This is a genomic window from Nostoc sp. UIC 10890 (assembly GCF_054786515.1).
In genome coordinates, this window is sequence record NZ_JBSGKF010000001.1 from 5,749,083 (window position 1) to 5,770,638 (window position 21,556).

Annotated in this window: 12 protein-coding genes and 1 pseudogene; 4 read left to right on the forward strand and 9 right to left on the reverse strand. The window is 43.2% G+C overall.

Translation table 11 applies throughout. The features are described 5' to 3' along the window. Window positions 1-22 precede the first annotated feature (22 nt). The gene (locus ACWATR_RS23905; RefSeq protein ID WP_460337956.1) at window positions 23-8,773 is read right to left on the reverse strand and encodes an amino acid adenylation domain-containing protein; all 8,751 of its coding nucleotides are present in this window, start codon (window positions 8,771-8,773) and stop codon (window positions 23-25) included. A gap of 345 nt (window positions 8,774-9,118) precedes the next feature. Between ACWATR_RS23905 and ACWATR_RS23910 the strand changes: the two genes are divergently transcribed. Then, window positions 9,119-9,325: a transposase family protein gene (locus tag ACWATR_RS23910; RefSeq protein WP_460337959.1), complete on the forward strand. Its 207-nt coding sequence runs from the start codon at window positions 9,119-9,121 to the stop codon at window positions 9,323-9,325. Here ACWATR_RS23910 and ACWATR_RS23915 read toward each other — a convergent pair. Continuing rightward, window positions 9,303-9,446, reverse strand: a pseudogene (locus ACWATR_RS23915) (ISKra4 family transposase); the annotation flags it as partial. The gene ACWATR_RS23910 and the pseudogene ACWATR_RS23915 sit on opposite strands and share 23 nt — an antisense overlap. Window positions 9,447-9,463: 17 nt before the next feature. On the opposite strand from ACWATR_RS23915, the gene ACWATR_RS23920 reads away from it, so the two are divergent. After that, complete coding sequence (locus ACWATR_RS23920) at window positions 9,464-10,300, forward strand: glycosyltransferase family 2 protein (protein WP_460337962.1); 837 nt, start codon at window positions 9,464-9,466, stop codon at window positions 10,298-10,300. A 125-nt stretch (window positions 10,301-10,425) separates the two neighbouring features. Here the strand turns inward: ACWATR_RS23920 and ilvD are convergent, their stop codons facing one another. Further along, entirely contained in the window at window positions 10,426-12,117 is a 1,692-nt protein-coding gene (gene ilvD, locus ACWATR_RS23925; protein WP_460337965.1) for a dihydroxy-acid dehydratase, read from the reverse strand. A gap of 105 nt (window positions 12,118-12,222) precedes the next feature. Here ilvD and ACWATR_RS23930 point away from each other — a divergent pair, with 105 nt between their 5' ends. Beyond that, on the forward strand, window positions 12,223-13,107 hold the full coding sequence (locus ACWATR_RS23930; protein WP_460337968.1) for a LysR family transcriptional regulator: 885 nt from the start codon (window positions 12,223-12,225) through the stop codon (window positions 13,105-13,107). A 258-nt stretch (window positions 13,108-13,365) separates the two neighbouring features. Here the strand turns inward: ACWATR_RS23930 and ACWATR_RS23935 are convergent, their stop codons facing one another. From ACWATR_RS23935 to ACWATR_RS23945, 3 genes are all read right to left on the reverse strand, one after another. Then, window positions 13,366-13,941, reverse strand: a complete 576-nt coding sequence (locus tag ACWATR_RS23935; protein ID WP_460337971.1) for a single-stranded DNA-binding protein — start codon at window positions 13,939-13,941, stop codon at window positions 13,366-13,368. 546 nt (window positions 13,942-14,487) lie between these two features. Then, a complete protein-coding gene (locus tag ACWATR_RS23940; protein WP_460337974.1) occupies window positions 14,488-15,744 on the reverse strand; it encodes an FAD-dependent oxidoreductase in 1,257 nt (418 codons plus the stop codon). A gap of 186 nt (window positions 15,745-15,930) precedes the next feature. Next, the gene (locus ACWATR_RS23945; protein WP_460337977.1) at window positions 15,931-16,056 is read right to left on the reverse strand and encodes a hypothetical protein; all 126 of its coding nucleotides are present in this window, start codon (window positions 16,054-16,056) and stop codon (window positions 15,931-15,933) included. A 57-nt stretch (window positions 16,057-16,113) separates the two neighbouring features. On the opposite strand from ACWATR_RS23945, the gene ACWATR_RS23950 reads away from it, so the two are divergent. Then, on the forward strand, window positions 16,114-17,424 hold the full coding sequence (locus ACWATR_RS23950; protein WP_460337980.1) for an ABC transporter ATP-binding protein: 1,311 nt from the start codon (window positions 16,114-16,116) through the stop codon (window positions 17,422-17,424). Between the two features lie 182 nt (window positions 17,425-17,606). On the opposite strand, the gene cydB is transcribed toward ACWATR_RS23950, so the two are convergent. From cydB to ACWATR_RS23965, 3 genes are all read right to left on the reverse strand, one after another. Beyond that, on the reverse strand, window positions 17,607-18,620 hold the full coding sequence (cydB, locus tag ACWATR_RS23955; protein WP_460337983.1) for a cytochrome d ubiquinol oxidase subunit II: 1,014 nt from the start codon (window positions 18,618-18,620) through the stop codon (window positions 17,607-17,609). Between the two features lie 281 nt (window positions 18,621-18,901). Beyond that, the gene (locus tag ACWATR_RS23960; protein ID WP_460337986.1) at window positions 18,902-20,344 is read right to left on the reverse strand and encodes a cytochrome ubiquinol oxidase subunit I; all 1,443 of its coding nucleotides are present in this window, start codon (window positions 20,342-20,344) and stop codon (window positions 18,902-18,904) included. Between the two features lie 312 nt (window positions 20,345-20,656). Then, a complete protein-coding gene (locus ACWATR_RS23965) occupies window positions 20,657-21,412 on the reverse strand; it encodes an alpha/beta fold hydrolase (RefSeq protein ID WP_460337989.1) in 756 nt (251 codons plus the stop codon). Window positions 21,413-21,556: the final 144 nt, after the last annotated feature.

A 21,556-nucleotide genomic window follows, 5' to 3' on the forward strand; every position in this document is an offset into this window, starting at 1 on the left:
TAGAGATGAGTTGTCAATAACTTCATTCAATTTCTGCTAGCAGTTCGTCCAACGCTTCTTGGCTTAAACCAACTTCTGGGAAATCTGAAGGGGTATAACCTCCTGCTTCTGGGGATAAGCAGTGGTCAATAATAGCTTCTAAGACTTTCACATAGTTGTTAGCCAAATTTTCTACAGTAGCCTGGTGATGGAAAGCTTCGCTATATTTCCACTCCAGCTGCAATCTACCTTCAATGACTAATCCATTCACATTCAACAAATGGCGGCGTTGTCCTTTGGGGCTGTGAATAGAGCCGCTAGACTCTTGGGCATATTTCCAACCAAGGGGCGCTAGGTGCGTTTGGTCGAATTGACCCAAGTAGTTGAAGCTAACTTGAGCTTGAGGGAGTAGCCCAAGTTGCTTGTGTATGGTTGCATCGTTGCTCAGATACCGTAGGATGCCATAGCCAATACCTCGGTTGGGGATACCTCGCAGTTGCTCCTTAACCGACTTGAGAGCCTCTCCAGGATGGTGAAGGTTTCCAAGTTTTAAGCAAACGGGGAATAAACTGGTAAACCAGCCTACTGTCCGGGACAAATCTATATCCTCAAACAAGTCCTCCCGTCCGTGACCTTCTAATTCAATCAGTAGGGAGTCATAGCCTGTCCATCCAGCAAAACTTTGTACTAATGCGGTCAAGAGTACATCGTTAATCTGGGTATTGTAGGCTCCAGGGACATCCTGTAACAGGGTGCGAGTCTGTTCTCTGCTCAGTGATACAGAAACAACACGACTTGAACCGACAGTGTTTGCTGAGGCAACAGCAGGGTAATCTAACGGTAAAGGAGCAACTGCGAATGACCTTGAGTGCAGCCAGTAATCTAGCTCTGAGTGCAGTCCTTGAGTACTGGCATAATCCTGCAATTTGATTGCCCAATCTTTGAAGGAAGTTGTTTTTGCAGGGAGTTGGATGTTGTTCCCACTATCTAACTGTTTGTATGCCCCAGCTAAATCTTCCAGCAAAATCCGCCAGGAAATCCCATCTACAGCCAAGTGATGGATAACGATGAGCAACCGTCCAGGGGAAGATTTGCCTAAGTTAAATAGTACAATCCGTAGCAACGACCCATCTGTTAAATTTAGCGATCGCTGTATTTCATCTGCCTTTAACTCAATGGCTTTTGATTGTTCTGCTTGAGTCAGGTTGGATAAATCATCCTTGACTAAGGATATTGCATTGCACACATCACTGTTGTACTGTTGCCATTGCGCTGCTTGCTGCAAAAATCGCAGCCGTAAAGCATCGTGATGGTACACCAGCTTTTGTAATGCTTGCTCTAATAATTCCGCTTGTATGTTTGGCGGAACTTCTAGCAGAACAGATTGGTTAAAGTGATGGGGTTCGGGTAAATTTCGCTCAAAGAACCAATGCTGAATTGGTGTTAGGGGAACAATGCCCTTAACTAAGCCCTGTTCTGCCTCCTTAGAGGTAGTTGTCACAGCTACAGCAGCTAATTCAGCAATGGTTTGGTGCTGAAATAGCTGTTTTGGAGTTAGTTTTAATCCAGCAAGATTTGCTTTGGCGATAATTTGGATTCCAATAATGGAATCCCCACCCAATTCAAAAAAGTTGTTGTGAATACAAACTTGTTTTAATCGTAAAACATCTTGCCAAATTTTTACCAAGATTTTTTCAACGTCGGTACGGGGAGAGACAAAGCCAGTTGAGTCATTTAACTCCAACTCTGGTACTGGTAAGGCACGACGGTCTACTTTACCATTGGGGGTAATTGGCAATACCTCCAGAACTGTGAAGGATGCAGGAACCATGTAGTCGGGGAGCTTTTCTTTGAGGAACGATCGCAACTCGCTACTAATTGGCTGTTTTCCTTCGGGGATCAAGTATGCTGCCAAATTTTTAATTCCTGGTTTATCTTCCCTAGCAATGACAATCGCATCTCCTACTTGGGGATGTTGAGTTAAAATCACCTCAATTTCAGCAAGCTCAATTCGGAAACCACGGATTTTAACTTGGTTATCAATGCGACCAATAAACTCAATATTTCCATCAGGTAAGTAACGCGCTAAGTCTCCTGTTCTGTACAACTTTTTGCTAGAAGTTAATTGTGCTTCAGCAATGGGATTTGAGATAAACTTTTCCTCGGTTAAATCTGGGCGGTTGAGATAACCTCTGGCTAAACCATCACCTCCAATACATAGTTCACCAGGAACGCCAATCGGTACAGGTTGGAGATGACGATCCAGAATATAGATTTGCGTATTAGCAATTGGTTTCCCAATTGGCAAATTTGTTGCGCCTTCTGGTACTTCCTGGACTAAATACCAGGAAGAGAAAGTAGTATTTTCTGTTGGGCCGTAAACGTGAAGCAGTCGCTTTGGAGGCTGATTTTGCAGTACTGTCCGCACCCAGTTTGGTTCTACTGCTTCTCCACCAAATAGAACAGTTTGGAGATTTTTAAAGATTCCCGGTACTTGACTTACCAACTGGTTGAATAAAGCTGTAGTAACAAACAAAAAGTCAATCTGCTGGTTTTGCAGTTGTGTAGCTAGTTGTGGCGGCGAAAGCAGGACTTCTTTAGTAATACCTACTAGCCTAGCTCCATTAAGCAAAGCTCCCCAAATTTCAAAGGTAGCAGCATCAAAAGCTGCATTCGAGGCTTGAGCAACTCGGTGATTAGCTGTTAACTTCACGTAGTTAGTGTTACAAACTAACCGATTCACAGCTTGATGAGTAACGCCTATGCCTTTCGGCTTTCCTGTAGAACCAGAGGTATAAATTACATAAGCAAGATTATGATTCGATATCTTACTGGTGGGATTATCTGGACTATATTTGCTAATTAACTCATCCCAATCAGTATCTAAATATACTACTTTAGCGTTAGTTTTCGGCATCTGTGCTAATAACTGTTCTTGAGTCAGTAGTATTGATACCTGAGAATCATTCAGCATATCAGCCAAGCGTTCTTCAGGATAGCTGGAGTCTAGAGGAACATAAGCACCACCCGCTTTGAGAATTGCCAGCATTCCGATAATCATCTGTAGCGATCGCTCAACGCAAATCCCTACCAGTATTTCTGTTCCAACTCCCAAGCTTTGTAGATAATGCGCTAATTGATTGGCGCGATCGTTCAATTCCCGATATGTCAGAGACTCATCCTCATACACCACAGCGATCGCATTACTGTTTTGTTCTACCTGTTCCTCAAACACTTGATGGATACATTTAGTGTCGGGATATGGTATGTGAGTATCATTCCATTCCACTAGCAATTGATGACGTTCACGCTCAGTTAGCAATGGCAATGTACCTACTGATGCTTGAGGATTTGCCACAATTCCCGCTAATAATGTCTGGAAATGACCAGTCATGCGAGCGATTCTATCTTCATCGAATAAATCGGTGTTATATTGCCAGAACCCTTGTAAGCAGTTATCTTGTTCCCACATTTGTAATGTGAGGTCAAACTTGGCATTAACGTTATCTAGATGTAGAGGAGTAACAGCTAATTCAGGCGTTTCTAATTGCTCCATTGGCGCATTCTGCAATGCAAACATCACCTGAAATAGGGGACTGTGGCTGAGACTACGCTCTATTTGCAAAGCTTCAACAATCTGTTCAAAGGGTACGTCTTGGTTGGCGTAGGCATCCATACAAGTAGAACGTACTTGCGTTAGTAGTTTTGAGAAACTCGGATTATCTTCTAGTCGAGTTCGCATCACCAAGGTATTGACAAAAAAGCCAATTAACCCTTCTATTTCTTGATGGTTGCGGCTAGCGATCGGTGTTCCTAGCAGAATATCTTGCTGACCACTGTAACGGAATAGTAGAGTCGCATAAGCCGCCATCAAGGTCATAAATAAGGTAGTTCCTGACCTGTGGCTGAGTTCTTTCAGCGATGCCGTCAGTTTTGCATCTAGCTGGAAGGAAAAACACCAACCCCGGAAAGTTTGTACAGAAGAACGAGGCCTATCCGTAGGTAGTTCCAAAAGAGGTGGTGCGTCTGCTAATTGTTGCGTCCAGTAGTTGATTGAAGTTTGTAGTGCTTTTCCTTGCAACCATTGGCGTTGCCAAATCGTAAAATCTGCGTATTGAATCGGTAGTTGTGGGAGGGGAGAAGGTTTGCCGACCAAGAAACCTTGATACAAACTCGACAATTCTTTGATAAATACTCCCATTGACCAACCATCACCAATGATATGGTGCATGGTCAATAACAAAGCATAAGACTCTGACTTGAGTTGTACTAAGGTGACTCGCAGCAACAGTCCTTTGGTGAGGCCAAAGGGTTGTAATTGATCTTGGGTTGCTAAAAGTTGCAATTGTTCTGACTGTTCTTGTCCTGACAATTGTTGCAAGTCTACAACCGAGAGTTTCATCGTTGCGTGGGGAGCAATTACTTGTACAGGCGTTCCCTCCACCGCACTAAAAGTAGTCCGTAGAATTTCGTGCCGGCGGATAATCTCGTTGAGGCTGCGTTCTAAAACTTCTATATCTATACGCCCGTTAAGACGAACAGCCTTAAACATATTATAGAAAGGGTTGTCCGGCTCCAATTGTGCCAAAACCCATAGGCGTTGCTGGGCGAAAGAAACAGGGAAAGTCTGAGATTCTGTTTGATTTCCCCGACTAACTCTCGCAATAGCACGTTTACTATCTATTCCCTGTTCCCTATTCCCTATTCCCTGTTTTTGATATCCCAAAGATTCTGCTACTCGCCAAGCTACATCACTTAAGAAGTCAGTGCTGTAATACTGCTTCCAACTATCTGCGGTGCTAGCATTAATACTCTGATGTTCATGGAATTTCACATCCCCCACCATTCTAGACTGGGCATAAATCCCATCGGTCATACGCTGCTTTTTCTCTTTGTATGGTTGCAGCATATCAGGATGGAATTCCACCCCTAAAAATTGACATAAGCCCTCAACACTTGTCTGCGGCTGGCTAACTATGTCTTCAAATTTGACTTGATACTGGCGTTCTTGGGGAACTTGTTGCAAGAATTCGAGAATATTTTGATGGCTAATTAACCAAACGAGTTCAGCGAGTTCTCGCCTATTGAAGGGATGTTGATATGGAAATGTTTGCTCTACTCTAGCTTCTTCATAAGAGCGCATCGTTGCATAAGGATGACGCACAAGGTGTATGTAGAGTGGGTTTTGGAAGTTTATCTCCGCTCGTTTGAGGGTCTCTAAATCTATGGAGTAGGAGGGGGTCTTATCTACCAAGATTTTATCACCCAGCGATCGCTGTATAAGTTGGTAGAACTGCTTAGTAGTAAGATTTTTTGCTTCCAATTCTTCCATAAGTGCGATCGCCTCTTCTGGACTGCACCCACGGATTTGCATAATTGTCCGAATCGTCCCTTCCATCCAAAAGCTGTAACGTCCAGAAAACGCTGCTTTTCGTTCCCCAAGTGTATTGAACGTCAGCAGTTCCAATTCTGGAGGCGCGAACAACTGCGGATTTCCCCCCAGGATGACGCGCAGTAAGGTAGAACCACTGCGATGAGGCGAGAGGATAAAGATAGCTGGCGGGTTTTTGATTGCGTCGTCATCTATTGGGGGAGCAATGGAGGGAATAAGCGATCGCATTTGCAAAACTTTAGCTTCATCAATACGCTCTTGTGGTATTTCACTAATTGCAGTTATTTCCTTACCCAGGAGTTTTGCTGCTGTTTGTGGGTAGTGTTCTTCTATGTAAGCTGCTAGTTTAGCAACTGTCTTAGTATCAAATAGGACAACAAAATGAATAATCTCGTTTAGTTGTGCTTGCAGTTTATTAATTAGAATCGCTCCTCGAATCGAGTCGCCACCTAGTTCAAAGAAGTTATCATCAATACCTACTTTGTCTAGTTTGAGGGCTTCTGCGAATAAATGTGCGATCGCCTTCTCTATAGGAGTGCGAGGAGCAACAAATTCTATATCTAACTGAGGACGTTGGCGCTGTTGTCGTGATGCAATCTCTTTGAGGATGAGTTCGGGACTGTAGAGATTCCGAGCAATGCGCTCAAAGAAGTCTGCAAAGGAGGCTATTTTTACTGAGCTATCAGATTTTGGTTCTTGATTGGGATTTCTATCTACGGTAAATCTGTCTGATATAAGTACTTTATCGGATTCGGACGAGGTTGCTTTTACAGCTTCTTTAACTACGATATCTATATCGGATATATGTACTCTATTTGATTCGGACGAGGCTGTTTCTCTTAGACTTCGATGAGACTCTTTAACTACGGTATCTACATCGGATATATGTAATAAATTACTTTCGGATGCGGTTTGAGATGGCAACTCGAATAACCAACCACCATCTTTCTCCTGCTGAAATTGTCTACCAATACTAACCAGAAAATCCCAAGCTGGTTGATTCTTCTTCGTAGGTGTATAGAAAAGCTTGACTCGTTCCAATCCTCTTTCTTGAGCAAGAGTTCCCAAATAGGCAAGCATTTTATGCTCCACACCCCGACCAAGTACCCGACAACTAAGCAAAAATGTATCTACAGATAGTGCATTTTCTTGAGATTCAAATAAGAGCAGACCGACTAAGCCATAATCTCCAAAGCGGTCTTTTACCTTGACTACCCGACACTCTAACCTTTCTAAATTACAAAGTTGTTGAATTTCAACCTCAGACCGTCGGATTGTTGTGAGGTTAAACTGATTGGTGCGTTGGGTAAGTTGAGCAACCCGTGAAAGTTGCTCGTTTTGCATTGGCGAAATCTCAATTTCTAAATTCAGTTGGGCTAGGAAATCGCTAAAGGAGAGAGAATCTTGTTGCAAACGCTGGCGCTGGACATTCTGTTGATAGAGATTAGTTCTTTGTTGGTCTTCTTGGGTGGTTTGGAGTTGGTCAAAAGCCCAAATATGCTGTAAAAATTGCGGGATGCGATCGGGTTGTTCTGGAAGTTGTAATGTCAGAACTTCTGGACAGTTTGCTCTAACTTCAGCACACTCAACTGGATTGTCATCAATGAAGATGAAGCTATCTAAACTCAGTTGCAGTTCGTCAGCTAAAGCTTTCAGATTCTCCGATTTTGATTGCCAGTTAATGCGCCAATTAACGAGATGATGGCGCTTAAGCACCATATCTTGATGTTGGTCAAAGACTGCAAACACATCCTCTTCTTGATTCTTACTACACAAACATATCAACTTTCCTGCTGCTTGCTGTGCAACGATAAATTCTTGTAGCCCTCGAAATGGCGGATCAATTTTCACTCCAGCAACTCCATCCTCTCCACAAACACCACTCCATAGGGTGTAGTCGCAATCAAGAGCAATCACCTTGCAAGGAGAGCTTTTCAAAGCAAAGATTTTCCGCGCCAGCATTGTCCCCAAGGCACAGAAAAAGGTCGGCGTGTAAGGAATATGCCCTAGTTCGTCACCGTAGGGGTCATAGTACTCTTTTACGGGGTAGGTACTGGTTAATTCTTGGCTTTTTATCAAGTATGCATTACTTAAATTCTTGAGTTCATCTGCTAATAATTCTTGCATCTTCTCATGGAAGATGTTACTTGCTGCCTCATTAGTTGGAGAGGGAGGACAGATACAGACCAAGTAAGGAATTGGCGATCGCGTTGTTGCAGTTTTCAAAGCACTGCCAAAATCCTTAACGGTTTGCTCTAGTTGGGCTAAGTCTTTCCCAAGTTGTTGTGATCCTGAGTTGTGATTCTGGTTGAGGCGAGTAGCGTAAATATTAAAGAGTCCTGAACCGTGTAGCAGAGACTCTTCATCGACAACAAAATTAAAGCCTTTGTCTTCAAGCAAGCGCATGACCTGTTTAAGCGTACTGCCTTCTTGGTCATGCACCTCCATGACTATCTGTTTAATCAGTGGCCAGTGATTGTCTTGAATACCTTGGAGAATTGCTAACTCGCTTTTTTCAGCATCTAGTTTCAGTAAATCAATCTTTTCAATCTTGTATTCTTCGATAATTTCTGAAAGAGTTCGCAGTTGAGCCTGATAAGTTTCTTGCTCTAGTCTATCCTTGAGAAATTCATCAGCTAGGCTTTCTAACGACTTTTCATCCAGAGAATTATCGCGTTGCAGCATATTAATAATGACTGAGCGAATAGCTTTTTCATCTTGCTCTGTATCAGCTGCAAAACTTGAGAAAACTGAGGAGCGAGGGTAGAAAGTGAAGGTTTCTTCTCTGGACTCGCCACCTAATCCACAGTTAAAAAGATGGGTATTTTGACAATATAGCTTGGCATTAGTCTGTAACTTGTCAAAGGCGTGAGGTGCAGGTTCAAAAGCATAAATAGTCCCTTTTGGGGATTTTTGTTGGGCAAATAAAGTAAATAGACCAATATTCGCTCCGACATCAATTATGCAGTCATCTTCATTGAAAACAATTCCATGCTTTAAATAGACGCGATCGCCAAAAATTTCTTGATACAGATACTCGGTTTCGTACTGATTAAGGTGAGCTATTTCTAAGTGATTTGGTAAGGTGTGGCGTAAGCGATCGCCAAAAATTTCTTCTTTTAAATAATCGTCAACTCTTAATTGCAGACGATTCTTGGTTCCTTCCCAATCCTCAAACCTAACCAAAACTACATTGACTCCATTTTGATTGTTAGCCAAAAGACTGGCTGGATTGAGAAGTTCTTGAAATACCTGATTGTAAGGAGCAAACTCTATTGAATAAGGAATTCCTATTTCTTGGAACCAATATGACAGGAAATCCTCAACTATTTCACTTGTAAACGTTGCCGCGATAACAATTTTCTGCTTATATATGTGTTTTAATAAATCTTGTTCAGTCATAAATCTTATTCTAATTAATTACTTTTATATAAAAAATATGTTTAATAAAAGCATCTCAACCAGTCTTAAAATAAGGTAAAAAATTAAAAAAATGATTTATATTTTGTAGTTATACATACAATAAATAGATAATCTCAGTTTTTTAAATCAAACACAATACCAGTTAAGACATTTAAGAAGACATTCAATAAAACATTTAAGCAAGTTAAGCAAGTTAAGCAAGTTAAGCAAGTTAAGCAGATATAGCTATTACAGCACGGCGTAAATAAACCACCCATTCCCAATCAACAAAACCCTTACGCTGTCTTCATTTTTAATTTTTAATTTTTAATTTTTAATTCCGCCTTGCGGTACTATAGTCATGAAGGTGAGGTAGACCTGTTGCTGCGTTTAGCCTCTGAAGCTATTCAAAAGAGTTTAGTCAAGCATTTTGAAGACATCAAAGACCCAAGAGTAGAGCGAACCAAAAAACATCAACTCAGAGATATCTTAGTGATTGCAATGGGAGCATCTCAATTTTTAAAGTGGCTCAAACCGACAATAATCCATTGAGGTCAGTACAGCGATGGGCTAGGACTTGAGGCACATTTTCTCGTTTCCATTGTGCCCCGGAAATTTTTGTTTGACGGTCAACCTCCTTAACGGCAGATTCAACTGAACCAGAACCAATTGAACTAGAGGTATGGAGCTTTGAAACTATCAATTATCACTGCAACCTACAATAGACCTATGCAGCTTGCATCTACTGCACTGCCAAGCATTCAAAGTCAAACTGACCGCAATTTCGAGTGGATCGTCATCAATGATGGCGCTAATCCTGATACCAAAGATATTATCTCTAGCATTAGGACAAAAGCTGATTTCCCCATCAGTTATATTGAAATGGAACACCCTGAACCGAGCAGTGGCTTTGGCTTGTGCTACGCTCGTAACCTGGGACTAGATGCAGCTGGTGGTGACATTGTTTCATACCTGGACGATGACAATAGCATTGCTCCTGAATTTGTTGCGTCAATGCGGCAGTACTTTGAACAACATCCCAATGTCCGATACAGCATGGCAAGACAGCAGCGCCGCCGCGATGTCATCCGTAATGGTAGTGTTATTCGCCAAGGAAAGCCGTTTGTTTCGCCTAGCAATTGCTGCTCCTTACAGCAGCTTCTATGGCAACAAGAGATATTCGACAGCAATGGTTTCGTCCACTACCGAAGCAATGCTCCTAGATGGAACCCCCAGTTTCAAGTATTCGCGGACTACGAGTATTTGCTGCAATGTGCTTGCATCTGGGGTGAAGGTGGCTTTGGTCTCAATAACAGCATTCTTGTTAACTATATTCAGTCTTCTATCGGTATTATTGGTAGTTCCAACTATGAGCAATGGGCAACTGAGCTATCGCTGATTATCAGTAACCAAGCTAACTATTTCATCCTTCAGGACAATGCTGTTGAATCCTTAGAGCAGCTTGTAAACACTTATAGTACTAAAGGAAAAATCTCATTAACGCCAAAAGCATTTGCCCTTCTTTAAATCTAAAGAAGCTTGTCAACAGCGCTGAATCTAGCTGGAAGTAGAGAGTCAGGAGGCATCTTTATTCTGGCTCCTGACTCCTCAAAACTTTAAAAGTGAAACTTAAATGGCTATTGGCTTAATAACTAGTTATTGAACAAATCCAAATCTGTCACAGCACCAAGACTACTAGAAGATACTAATTTGGCATATTTCGCCAACACGCCTTTAGTGTAACGGGGAGCCGGAGGTTGCCAGTTAGCACGACGACGAGCCAATTCTTCTTCAGATATATTCAACTGCAATAAACGAGCGGGTGCATCAATAGTAATACTATCGCCTTCTTCTACAAGCGCGATCGCACCACCAACTGCTGCTTCTGGAGCAACATGACCAACCACCATGCCGTAAGTACCGCCAGAAAAGCGTCCGTCGGTAATTAATCCCACCGCATCACCCAAACCAGCACCGATAATTGCTGAGGTGGGAGCCAACATTTCTCGCATTCCAGGGCCGCCCTTAGGCCCTTCATAGCGGATGATTAGAATATCACCAGCTTGAATCTTACCCGCCAAAATTGCATCTAAAGAGGCTTCTTCGGATTCAAATACTCTTGCAGGCCCGGTAATTACTGGTTTTTTCACGCCAGTAATTTTAGCGACAGCCCCTTCTGTTGCCAGATTACCTCTGAGGATGGCTAAATGTCCTTGAGCATACATTGGATTATTCCAAGTCCGAATCACATCTTGATTGACAGATGGTTCTTCGGGGATGTCTGCTAATATCTCTGCAATGGTTTGCCCGCTAATGGTCAGGCTATCACCGTGTAATAAGTCATGCACAAGTAGCATCTTCATTACTTGGGGAATGCCACCAGCTTTGTGCAAATCTGTAGCGACATATTTACCACTTGGTTTTAAATCACACAAAACGGGAACACGGGCGCGGATTGTTTCAAAGTCGTCTATAGTTAAATCTACCTCAGCGGCACGAGCGATCGCTAAAAAGTGCAGCACTGCATTCGTCGAACCACCCACTGCCATAATCACAGAGATAGCATTCTCTATAGATTTGCGGGTGATAATTTGGCGGGGCAAGATTTGTTTACGGATAGCTTCGACTAGCACAGATGCCGATTTTTCCGTGCTGTCGGCTTTTTCGGCATCTTCGGCTGCCATTGTTGAAGAATAGGGTAAACTCATCCCCAACGCTTCAAATGCTGAAGACATGGTGTTAGCTGTGAACATTCCCCCACAGGAACCAGCACCAGGACAAGCCCGACCTTCAACTTCTAATAATTCCTTTTCGTCAATTTTTCCAGCACTGTATTGACCAACAGCTTCAAAAGAACTGACAACAGTTAAATCGCGTCCGTTGTAATGACCGGGTTTAATTGTGCCACCGTAGACAAATATTGCCGGGATATTCATCCGGGCCATTGCAATCATTGCCCCTGGCATATTTTTATCACAACCGCCAATGGCTAGTACACCATCCATACTTTGTCCGGTACAGGCGGTTTCAATGGAATCAGCGATGACTTCCCGCGACACTAGGGAATATTTCATCCCTTCTGTTCCCATCGAAATCCCGTCGCTAATGGTAATCGTGCCGAACATTTGTGGCATCGCCCCGGCGGTTTTTATCCCCACCTCTGCCCTTTGCGCCAGCTGATTTATCCCCATATTGCAGGGCGTAATGGTGCTGTAACCGTTGGCAATACCGACAATGGCTTTGTTGAAATCTTCATCTTTAAAACCAACTGCACGTAGCATAGCCCGATTTGGCGATCGCTGCACTCCTTGCGTCACTACTTGGCTTCTCAAATTCTCTGACATAGTTACATCATCCTCTGACTTGCATGTATGAGTATGATAGGTAGCAATTTTTGACATGTCCAATATATATTTATGAATATTTGAGACTTATAAAATATCAAAACTATGGAACTGCGACACCTGCGCTACTTCATTGCTGTAGCTGAGGAACTGCACTTTAGTAAAGCCGCAGAGCGACTTCACATCGCTCAACCACCCTTAAGCCAGCAAATTCAGCAGCTAGAAGCAGAACTAGGAGTAGAACTTTTTCAACGCAAAACTAAACGACAGGTGCAGCTAACGGAAGCCGGACAAGTATTCTTGCAAGAAGCTTATCAATTGTTCGCTCAACTGTCCAAGGCAATTGATCTGACTCAACGGACAGGTAGGGGTGAGAAAGGACAATTACAAGTAGGTTTCACCAGCTTAGTAACTTACGATTTGCTGCCTGTGATTTTGCGGCAGTTTCGAGAACAGTTTCCAGAGGTAGAGTTAGTATTGCAAGAATTAACGACAACTCAGCAAGAACAAGCGCTATTCAATCACCGCATCCATGTAGGTTTTGCCCATCCACCTTTAGAAGACAACACTTTCAATCAAGAATGCATTCAGCAAGAAGGACTAATTGTAGCTTTGCTAGAAACTCATTTCTTAGCTAAACAAGAAAGTATTTCAGTGCGATCGCTCTTGAGAGAAAATTTTATTATGTTCCCTCGCCATTTGGGCCCCGGACTTTACGACCAAATCGTAAGTCTTTGCCAGCAAGGAAATTTCAGTCCAAAAGTGACTCAAGAAGCAATCCAAATGCAGACAATTATTGGGCTAGTATCAGCAGGAATGGGGATTGCGATCGTACCGTCTTCTTTGCAAAATCTTCAAAGGGCTGGTGTAGTTTATCGCACTTTAGAAGAAAAAACACCGTTAGTAGAAACGGCTGTAGTGTGGCGACAAGAGGATATGACACCTGTTTTACGGGAGTTTCTACAAATTGTGACAAGTGTCTGTGGTTAATTAATCAGGTGAACTACTCAGACCTGCCTAAGGCTGAAGTTTATCGCTCCCAATTTATCGGGAACAGCCATCAATTACTCCGCAGTTTTTTTGGTCTTACTGGAATCAGTAGAGGCGCTTTGATATCGCCATTAAGATCATTAATTTGGTCTTAAGAATCCCCTAGTTTTTCGAGCAAATAGAGCGCAGCGAGATTTGTTCAACTAGGGGAGTGTCAATGTGAGTTAGCGCTTGCAACCCAAGTTTTATCTACCAACTTTAGAACGGAATATCATCTGGATCTGGTTCTTCCTCCTTCACTGCGGGATAAGTGGTTCGCTCATAATTTGTGGGTTGGGGTACGGGTTCGTAACTTGTCGGTTGGGGGGTAACGCCAACAGGATTTGTCGCTGGGGTAGGTGCTCCCCGTGGTGACTCGTAACTGCTAACGTCTTTCTGTGGAGGACGAGATGCTGAAGATGTTTGTCTTGGAGCCGTTTCAGTGAATGATGGAGTTGCGGTTGCTGAGGGTAATGGATCAGTATTAAAACTACCTCCAACAGGTTGAATTTGTTGGACTGTTAATTCAGCACGTTTTTCTTTAAAACCTTCTTGACGCTCAACAGTAGTCATACCTAAACGTCCTACCAGGATGACGCGATCGCCTTGGTGGTAGTTTTGCTGAATTTCTGTCGCTAAATTTCCCCAGCCGACAACTTTCAGAGTGGCTGGCGGATCTTCTGGTTTCTGGGAATTGGGAAACTGAACCAGCATTTCCGTGACTCCCAAATTATCCGCTGTATAGCGGAGTTGCGGCTCGTTAATAATTTCCGCCATCAAAACGCAGCTGTTCATTAAAATTACTCCTGACTGCAAAAAGTACTGATTGAAAAAGAGGGGGTTTTTCTATGTAGTGCTAACTAATATCTAAATAGGTTTAATTTTTTGCATTTTTTAATAATATTTGAACAAATTTTTTAACAGAATTCATGAGTCAGAATGGGCTAGGGCTTGTTTTCAAACTACTCGTTTACCCTCCTAATTTTTTAGATCCCCCTAAATCCCCCTTAAAAAGGGGGACTTTAAGAAATTCTTAGCCCCCCTTTTTAAGGGGGGTTGGGGGGATCTAAGACTTTCAAAACACGCCCTACGCCCCGCTACGCTAACAGGAGTCAGGAGAACACTTGATGGATGAATATACCAATCATACTAAACTCCTTATCAATTCTGACTTCTGACTCCTGGGTGCTGAATTCTTTTTAGTTATTTCTAGCATAAAAGCCAAGCGATCGCTTTGAACAGCATTGAGTATACTGTTCGCCACCCTCGCTTGACTAAATTGAGCATTCAATTCTGCATAGAGTAGTATAATTGTACCATTAATTCATCAAATAGAAAAAATTAAGTCTTGACATGAGAGGGAAAAATACCGAAGGCAATCAACCTGGCTGGCAGATCGCGCAAGATAGGTAAGCGCAAGAACGCAGGTGGTACAAAGTTCCGATTTGAGCTGAGAACGGGGGCAAATACCCGCTTTTGGATAAAAGTTTGAAACGCCTGAATGATGCGTGTGGGCAACTCTCGTTGACGCTGTACTTTTGCTAGGTCGCTGGGTTCTACATGTCGATTCTTGAGGGGTTCGCTGAGTACATTCGCTGCGACGACAGCATCTTGAATCGCGTAATTAATGCCAACTCCACCAACGGGGGACATTATATGAGCTGCATCACCAATGAGTAAGAGTCCCGGAAGATACCAGCGTTTGACGCGGCTAGACTCGACTGAGAGAAAAGCTATTTGTGACCAATCATGTAAATTGTGGATGCGTTGCTGGAATTCTGGCACTACTTCAACAACAGATTTTTTTAATTCCTCCAAACCCTCAGCCCGTAATTTTTGATAGCCTCCTTTCGGGATAACATAAGCAAGTTGCCATTCATCACCACGGTCAAGCATAGCGATGATTTTACCTTGACCAAAGCGCCCCATTCCTCCCTCTGGGTCTTCTGGCTGACGCGGTAGGCGAAACCAAAGGATATCCATTGGTGGTGAGGTTTCGATTGACTCAAACTCACCCAGATGGCGTAAACGTGAGTGGCGACCATCTGCACCCACTGTCAGTATTGCCCGAACTTCATGCCAACCACCCCCTCCCCGATAGCGGACACCTTGAATCGTGCCATTTTCGGTAATTAATTCTTGTACATTCGCACCCATCACCAGATGAAAACTAGGATATTTTTGTGCTTCTTGGGTGATGAACTCCAGAAATTTCACCTGGGGAAGCATCGTAATGTAGGGGTAGTGGGTTTTCAGATGACTAAAATCTGCCAAAGTGACAGTATCTTGAGGAGTTTTAACCCTAATTTGGCGCATTTTGGCATGAGGGAGTTCTAGCAAGCTATCGCTAAGTCCCAATTCTTCCATAATTTCCATCACCGATGGATGAATCGTATCGCCGCGAAAATCGCGATCGAAGTCTTTGTGTGCTTCCAGCAGCATCACAGAAATACCTTGACGCGCTAACAACAGCGCTAATACTGCTCCTGCTGGGCCTCCACCCACAATGCAACAATCTGTGGTTTGTACGTCTACAATGTCATGGCTAAGGTTAATACTTGGATCTTGAGAAAGATTTTTAGGTATATCGGTATTCATCACAACACCTCCTGACCAAATAATTACTAATTCGTAATTCGTAATTCGTAATTAAATGGGTACAAGCCCCCACAAAATCTGCATATTTGGTGGTCAACAAGACAGTGGTGGGTTCAGAGTAAGCACTGATTGTAACTACGAATTACGTTAGCGTAGCGGTAGTGAGTCCGCAAGCGTCATTATCAATTATGAATTATGTTGACAGGCGTAAAATTCAGGATAGTTTGCTTTTGATAGTGCAAGCTGTTTTTTTAACTTTTCGTATTTACACAGAACGTGTATTATGATGGGCGCTAAAGTGTCATTGGTCATTTGTCATTAGTCATTTGTCCTTTGTCCAATGCCCCATGCCCAATCCCCAAATTAGTTGTGTCTCAAGTTGTTTTAGAAAACGTTTATAAAAGTTTTTCCCCACGTAAAGGGGAAAGTGTTAGCTCACAAGCCCAATCTCCCCTCACATCTGGGGAGAATGATGCAGCGCAAGAGCGTGCGGGAAGTGTCAACGTCTTGCGGCGGATTAACCTAACGATCGCAGATGGTGAGTTTATGGTGCTGGTGGGCCCTTCTGGTTGTGGTAAAAGCACTCTACTACGGTTAATCGCCGGGTTAGAAGTGATGACTGGCGGCAATATTTGGATAGGCGATCGCTTAATCAATGACTTACCACCCAAGGAACGCGACATCGCAATGGTGTTTCAAAATTACGCCCTCTATCCTCACATGACGGTGTATGACAACATCGCCTTTGGGTTACGCCGCAGGGGAAGCAGGGGAGCAGAGGAGCAGAGGAGCAGAGGAGAAAATACTCCCTATCTTCGGACATGGGCGGAAAATCTTTTTGTGGGAGCGACCAGAAAGTTACCTAAAGGATTGCGCTACACTTCTGATAAAGAAAGAGCGGTGAATGAGCAGGTGCGTAGTGTTGCTCAACTGTTGCAAATTGAAACATTGCTGAATCGCTTACCCAAACAGCTATCTGGGGGACAAAGACAACGGGTTGCATTGGGACGAGCGATCGCACGTGACCCCCAAGTATTCTTAATGGATGAACCGCTTTCTAACTTAGATGCCAAACTCCGGGCGGAAACTCGCGCTCAAATTGTGAAATTGCAGCGCCAACTGGGGACAACGACGATTTACGTCACCCACGATCAAACAGAAGCGATGACAATGGGCGATCGCATTGCAATTATGTCTGAGGGTAAAATTCAGCAAGTTGCTTCTCCTCTAGAACTCTACAACCGTCCTGCCAATCTTTTTGTAGCAGAGTTTATTGGTTCACCACCGATGAATTTTATTCCTGTGGAATTTCATGCTCCACAGTTGATTACTCATTCCCAGTTACGTTTCACCCTACCAGAAATCTGGGTAAATGCCTTACAAAAATATGATCGGAAAACTCTAATTTTAGGCATTCGCCCAGAACATTTGAACTTGAGTATGCCTGCAACTAAAAATCTACCAGTGCAGGTAGATTTGGTAGAGAATCTCGGCAACGATTCCTTTCTCACTGTTAAGATTGCCGAACCTGGTTCCCAACCCGCTGCTACAGCCAATTCCCTACAAGTGCGAATACCACCAGACAGATTTGTACAACCTGGTGAGCAACTTTGGTTATCTCTAACTCCAGAGAAAATTCACTTTTTTGACCCGGAAACTGAGTTAGCAATATTTCCCTAAAATTAATCGACAGAGAAACACAAATTTACCAAATTTTGAATTTTGGATAGACACTATTTTTTTTGTGAGTTGGGTTAAGGCAAGAGACGCGATGAATCGCCGTCTCTACAATAATCAGTCTTTTGTAGAGACGGCGATTTATCGCGTCTTTGTGATGGTTTGTCGCGTCTTGATTGTGTCACCTACTCTCCATAATGTGTGCCTGCCACTTTCCCTCGAAACACAATGTAATTGTAGATGTTGTAGAACAACATAATTGGAATAAGAAATCCAATGAAAATAATCATGAAGACTAATGCACTAGGTGCTGCCGCTGCCTGATAAATGGTAATGCTTGGGGGGATGATATAGGGAAAAACAACTAATCCTAACCCCACAAAGCTAAGTAGAAAAAGCAGCACTGTCCAAACGAGGGGAGTAGTTTCTGCTTTGCGGTTCAGGCTTTGAATTAATAACCAAATCAGCAGCACACCTAACACTGGAATGATTGAAAATAGATAAACTTCTGGCTGGTGAAATAACTTTGCTCTGGCATTTTCATATACAACAGGGGTAGCGATCGTGATTAAAATTGCACCTAAGAGCGTTGTCCAAGCAGCGAGTTTGGCTGTGCGGTAATGGGACGTTTGCAGTTCTCCCTCAGTTTTTAAGATGAGATAGGTGGAGCCAATCAATACATAACCCTGAATCAATGTCAAGGCAACCAAGAGCGATCGCCAATCGAACCAATCCCACATACTGCCGATAAAGTGACCCGCTTCATCCACCTTAATGCCTTCTAAAATAGTGCCCAAGGCGAATCCTTGAAATAGCGCCGCCATGAAACTACCGACTCCAAACGCCACATTCCAAAACACTTTGTTTGTAGAATGCTCTCGAAACTCAAAGGCCACAGCCCGAAAAATCAAGCCAAAGATCATCCCAAAAATAGGAATGTAGAGCGCATTTAAAATAGTGCCATAAGCTAGAGGAAATGCCCCAAACAACGCACCCCCCATCAACACCAACCAGGTTTCATTTGCATCCCAAACATTACCCAAACTCGTCATTAAGATGTCGCGTCGGTCGTCATTGGAACTGGTTAGTGATAAGATGCCTACGCCTAGATCAAACCCGTCTAACATGACGTAGAGAAATAAAAACAGAGCCAAAATGACAAACCAAACCTGCGCTAAAAAGTGTTCTAGATTGTCCATACAATTACTTATTGACTTACCATACTCAACACGCACCTCTCAGAGGATATTTTAAAAGTAGTTAGCCGTGATTTGAATCGAATTATTACCCCCCTTAATCCCCCCTTATAAAGGGGGGAAACAAGAAAATCCAGTTCCCTCCCCTTTACAAGGGGAGGGTTAGGGTGGGGTAAAAATATTTGATACATCAATCATGACTTTTAAAACATCCTCTCACTACTCAGCACTCCTCATTGCGAATTACGAATTACGAATTACGAATTACGAATTACGAATTGATTTCATTGCTCTGCTTCAACAGGACGTTGATCTGGAACAAATTCAGCCGGAGTAGTTTCTACACCAGGTTCGGTGTCAACGCCTGGAACCGGAAGTTCCAGATTCGGGCCTTGACGAATGATGCGACTACCAAAGAATAAAGCACAAATAAACAGGGTTGTATAAATTCCAGTAAAAATGACCAAGGATGTTAACACCTCACTAGCAGGTAGGTGAGAAACTCCGTCTGCGGTGCGAATTTGCCCGTAAAGCACCCAAGGTTGCCGCCCAACACAACGCACAATCCAGCCTGATTCGACGGCGATGTAGCCCAATGGAGCCGCCAAAATCCAGATTCGCAGTAGCCATTTCTGCTCGGCGATCGCTTCTGGTGAGAGTTTGCCCCGCAACCACTGAATCACACTGAGTCCCATCAATGCAGCTAAGAAGAAGCCAATACCGCTCATAATACGGAAGGAATAATAAATCAAACCCACCATCCGGGGGCGATCTTCAGGCTTCCAATGTTTCAGTCCGAGAACGGGTTTAGAGAGGTTCTTTTTAAATTCCAAAATATAGCCTAAGCCGTTGGGAATTGAGATTTCCCAATCATTTTGCTCAGTCTGGTTATTGGGCAATGCCACCACACTCCAGGGCGCGGGTTGGCCGGCAGGAGAGGTTTCCCATTTGGCTTCCATCGCCGCGAGTTTGGTAGGTTGATAATCAGCTACTTGTTCGGCGCTGAGGTGTCCTACATAGATTTGTAATGGGGTGACTGCGATCGCAGTTGCTAAGACAATTTTAAGCGATCGCGCAAAGAAAGCCTGATGACGCTTGTTGAGAATATACCAGGCGCTAATTCCCCCAATCACAAACAGCGAAGTTTCCAGCGTCGCCAAAAACATGTGCGAGACGCTGTTGAGCATGAAAGGATTTAAAATTGCCTGAAAGTAATCATCTACAACAAACTTTCCATTCACCATTTCTCCGCCAGCCGGAGTCTGTAACCAAGAATTTGCCGCTAAAATCCAGAAGGTAGATAGGTTTGCGCCAAAGGCAACCATAATCGTGGCGAAATAGTGAATCACTGGGTTTACTCGTTCCCAGCCAAACAGCATAATCCCCAGAAATCCGGCTTCAAGCATGAATGCCATTGAAGCCTCAAAGCCTAAAATGCTGCCAAAAAAGTCACCTACCGCTTCGGAAAATGGGGCCCAGTTCGTGCCAAATTGAAACTCCATCGGCAAACCGGATGCTACACCAATACCGAAGTTCAACACATATAACTTTGCCCAGAAACGAGCATGGTGGTAGTAATCGGGATTGCGTGTTTTGAGCCACATTCCTTCGACAATGACCAGATAAATCCCCATCCCAGTGGTGAGAACAGGCCATAGCATGTGAAAGATCGCCGTCAGTGCAAACTGCATCCGTGAGAGGGCAACGGTGTCGGAGAGAAAATCCATGAACTAACCTCTGAATTCGTTTAAATCTTTACTTGCACAGCATCTTTGGGTTATAGCCGAATGCATTAAAGATACCACTGGGAAAGAAAAGAGGAGTACGAAAGTTAATTAAGGTAATACCAATTTGAAAAAGACAATTTGTAGAGACGCGATTCATTGCGTCTTTACTTGACACAGCGATCGCCACAAAATGTAATCATTAAAACTGGAGAAAAAATGGGCAACGCAAGCGGAGCGACAATACTAACTATCACCGCTCAAACTACTAAGGAAATATTACTTTTTAAGCGTGGGTTATTCTGCTTTCTGCCTTCATGAATAACTTGTAGAAGTGCTAAAAGATAGTGCAGATGCTTCCAGTAAATGGGGATGGTGGTGTTGCCAGAAACTCAAAATCTGTTCGCCAACCTGTTGAGGATAGAAGTAGTGAAAAAAATGATATCCTTGTGGGCATTCCCAGAGCTTATCTTCTGGCTTGAACCAATTCAACCAGTCATGTAATACAGTTGAGTTGACTACCGGATCACTCTTACTACCACATACCATCATTGGCATAGAAACTCCACCCTTGGGTAAATAAACCAACTTAAATAAAGAGTGGGATGAGGGAGATTGTTCTAAATCTTTATCTAAGGCGGCTACTAATTTTTTAGTAGTATGAGGTGGTTGATTTCCAAATAGGCTGCGAACGCTACTTGCCAAAACTAGCTCACGGCTGATGCTAAAAAGTTGTCGTTGAAAGTAATAGTGAGCGTGCCAATTGTTTGCAGGTTGAGCAGCTACAGCTAGCAGAGTTAGCGATCGCACTTTTTTAGGAAATCGACGAGCAAAGATTAAGGCGATCGCACCACCCATCCCATGTCCGACTAAATGCACGGGGCCGCGCCATTCTAAAAAGTCATACAACAACTCCACAGCTTGATCTATGGAACTGGCTTCATCTTTGGTTTGCTGGTATTCCCACTGGGCGATGCTTATATACCCAGATAAATATTCAAGTAATGGTTTATCAAAACGCTGTAAAGCAGGACTGGCACTTAACCACAGAACATCAAATGAATTAGACATAAATACCTATAACTTCTAAATTATCAATTTCACTCAATACTTGTCGGTTAAGGGGGAAAGGGGAAGGGGGAAAGGGAAATTAAAAACCTTTAACCCTTTCCCTTTAACCCTTTCCCCAAACCAAACTTTGGGTTCAAAATGCTT

Excerpts from the sequence above, each read along its gene's own strand:
- ACWATR_RS23905 (WP_460337956.1), bottom strand. The coding sequence starts at position 8,773 with ATGACTGAACAAGATTTATTAAAACACATATATAAGCAGAAAATTGTT.
- ilvD (WP_460337965.1), bottom strand. The coding sequence starts at position 12,117 with ATGTCAGAGAATTTGAGAAGCCAAGTAGTGACGCAAGGAGTGCAGCGA.
- ACWATR_RS23930 (WP_460337968.1), top strand. The coding sequence starts at position 12,223 with ATGGAACTGCGACACCTGCGCTACTTCATTGCTGTAGCTGAGGAACTG.
- ACWATR_RS23935 (WP_460337971.1), bottom strand. The coding sequence starts at position 13,941 with ATGAACAGCTGCGTTTTGATGGCGGAAATTATTAACGAGCCGCAACTC.
- ACWATR_RS23940 (WP_460337974.1), bottom strand. The coding sequence starts at position 15,744 with ATGAATACCGATATACCTAAAAATCTTTCTCAAGATCCAAGTATTAAC.
- ACWATR_RS23945 (WP_460337977.1), bottom strand. The coding sequence starts at position 16,056 with ATGACCAATGACACTTTAGCGCCCATCATAATACACGTTCTGTGTAAA.
- cydB (WP_460337983.1), bottom strand. The coding sequence starts at position 18,620 with ATGGACAATCTAGAACACTTTTTAGCGCAGGTTTGGTTTGTCATTTTG.
- ACWATR_RS23960 (WP_460337986.1), bottom strand. The coding sequence starts at position 20,344 with ATGGATTTTCTCTCCGACACCGTTGCCCTCTCACGGATGCAGTTTGCA.
- ACWATR_RS23965 (WP_460337989.1), bottom strand. The coding sequence starts at position 21,412 with ATGTCTAATTCATTTGATGTTCTGTGGTTAAGTGCCAGTCCTGCTTTA.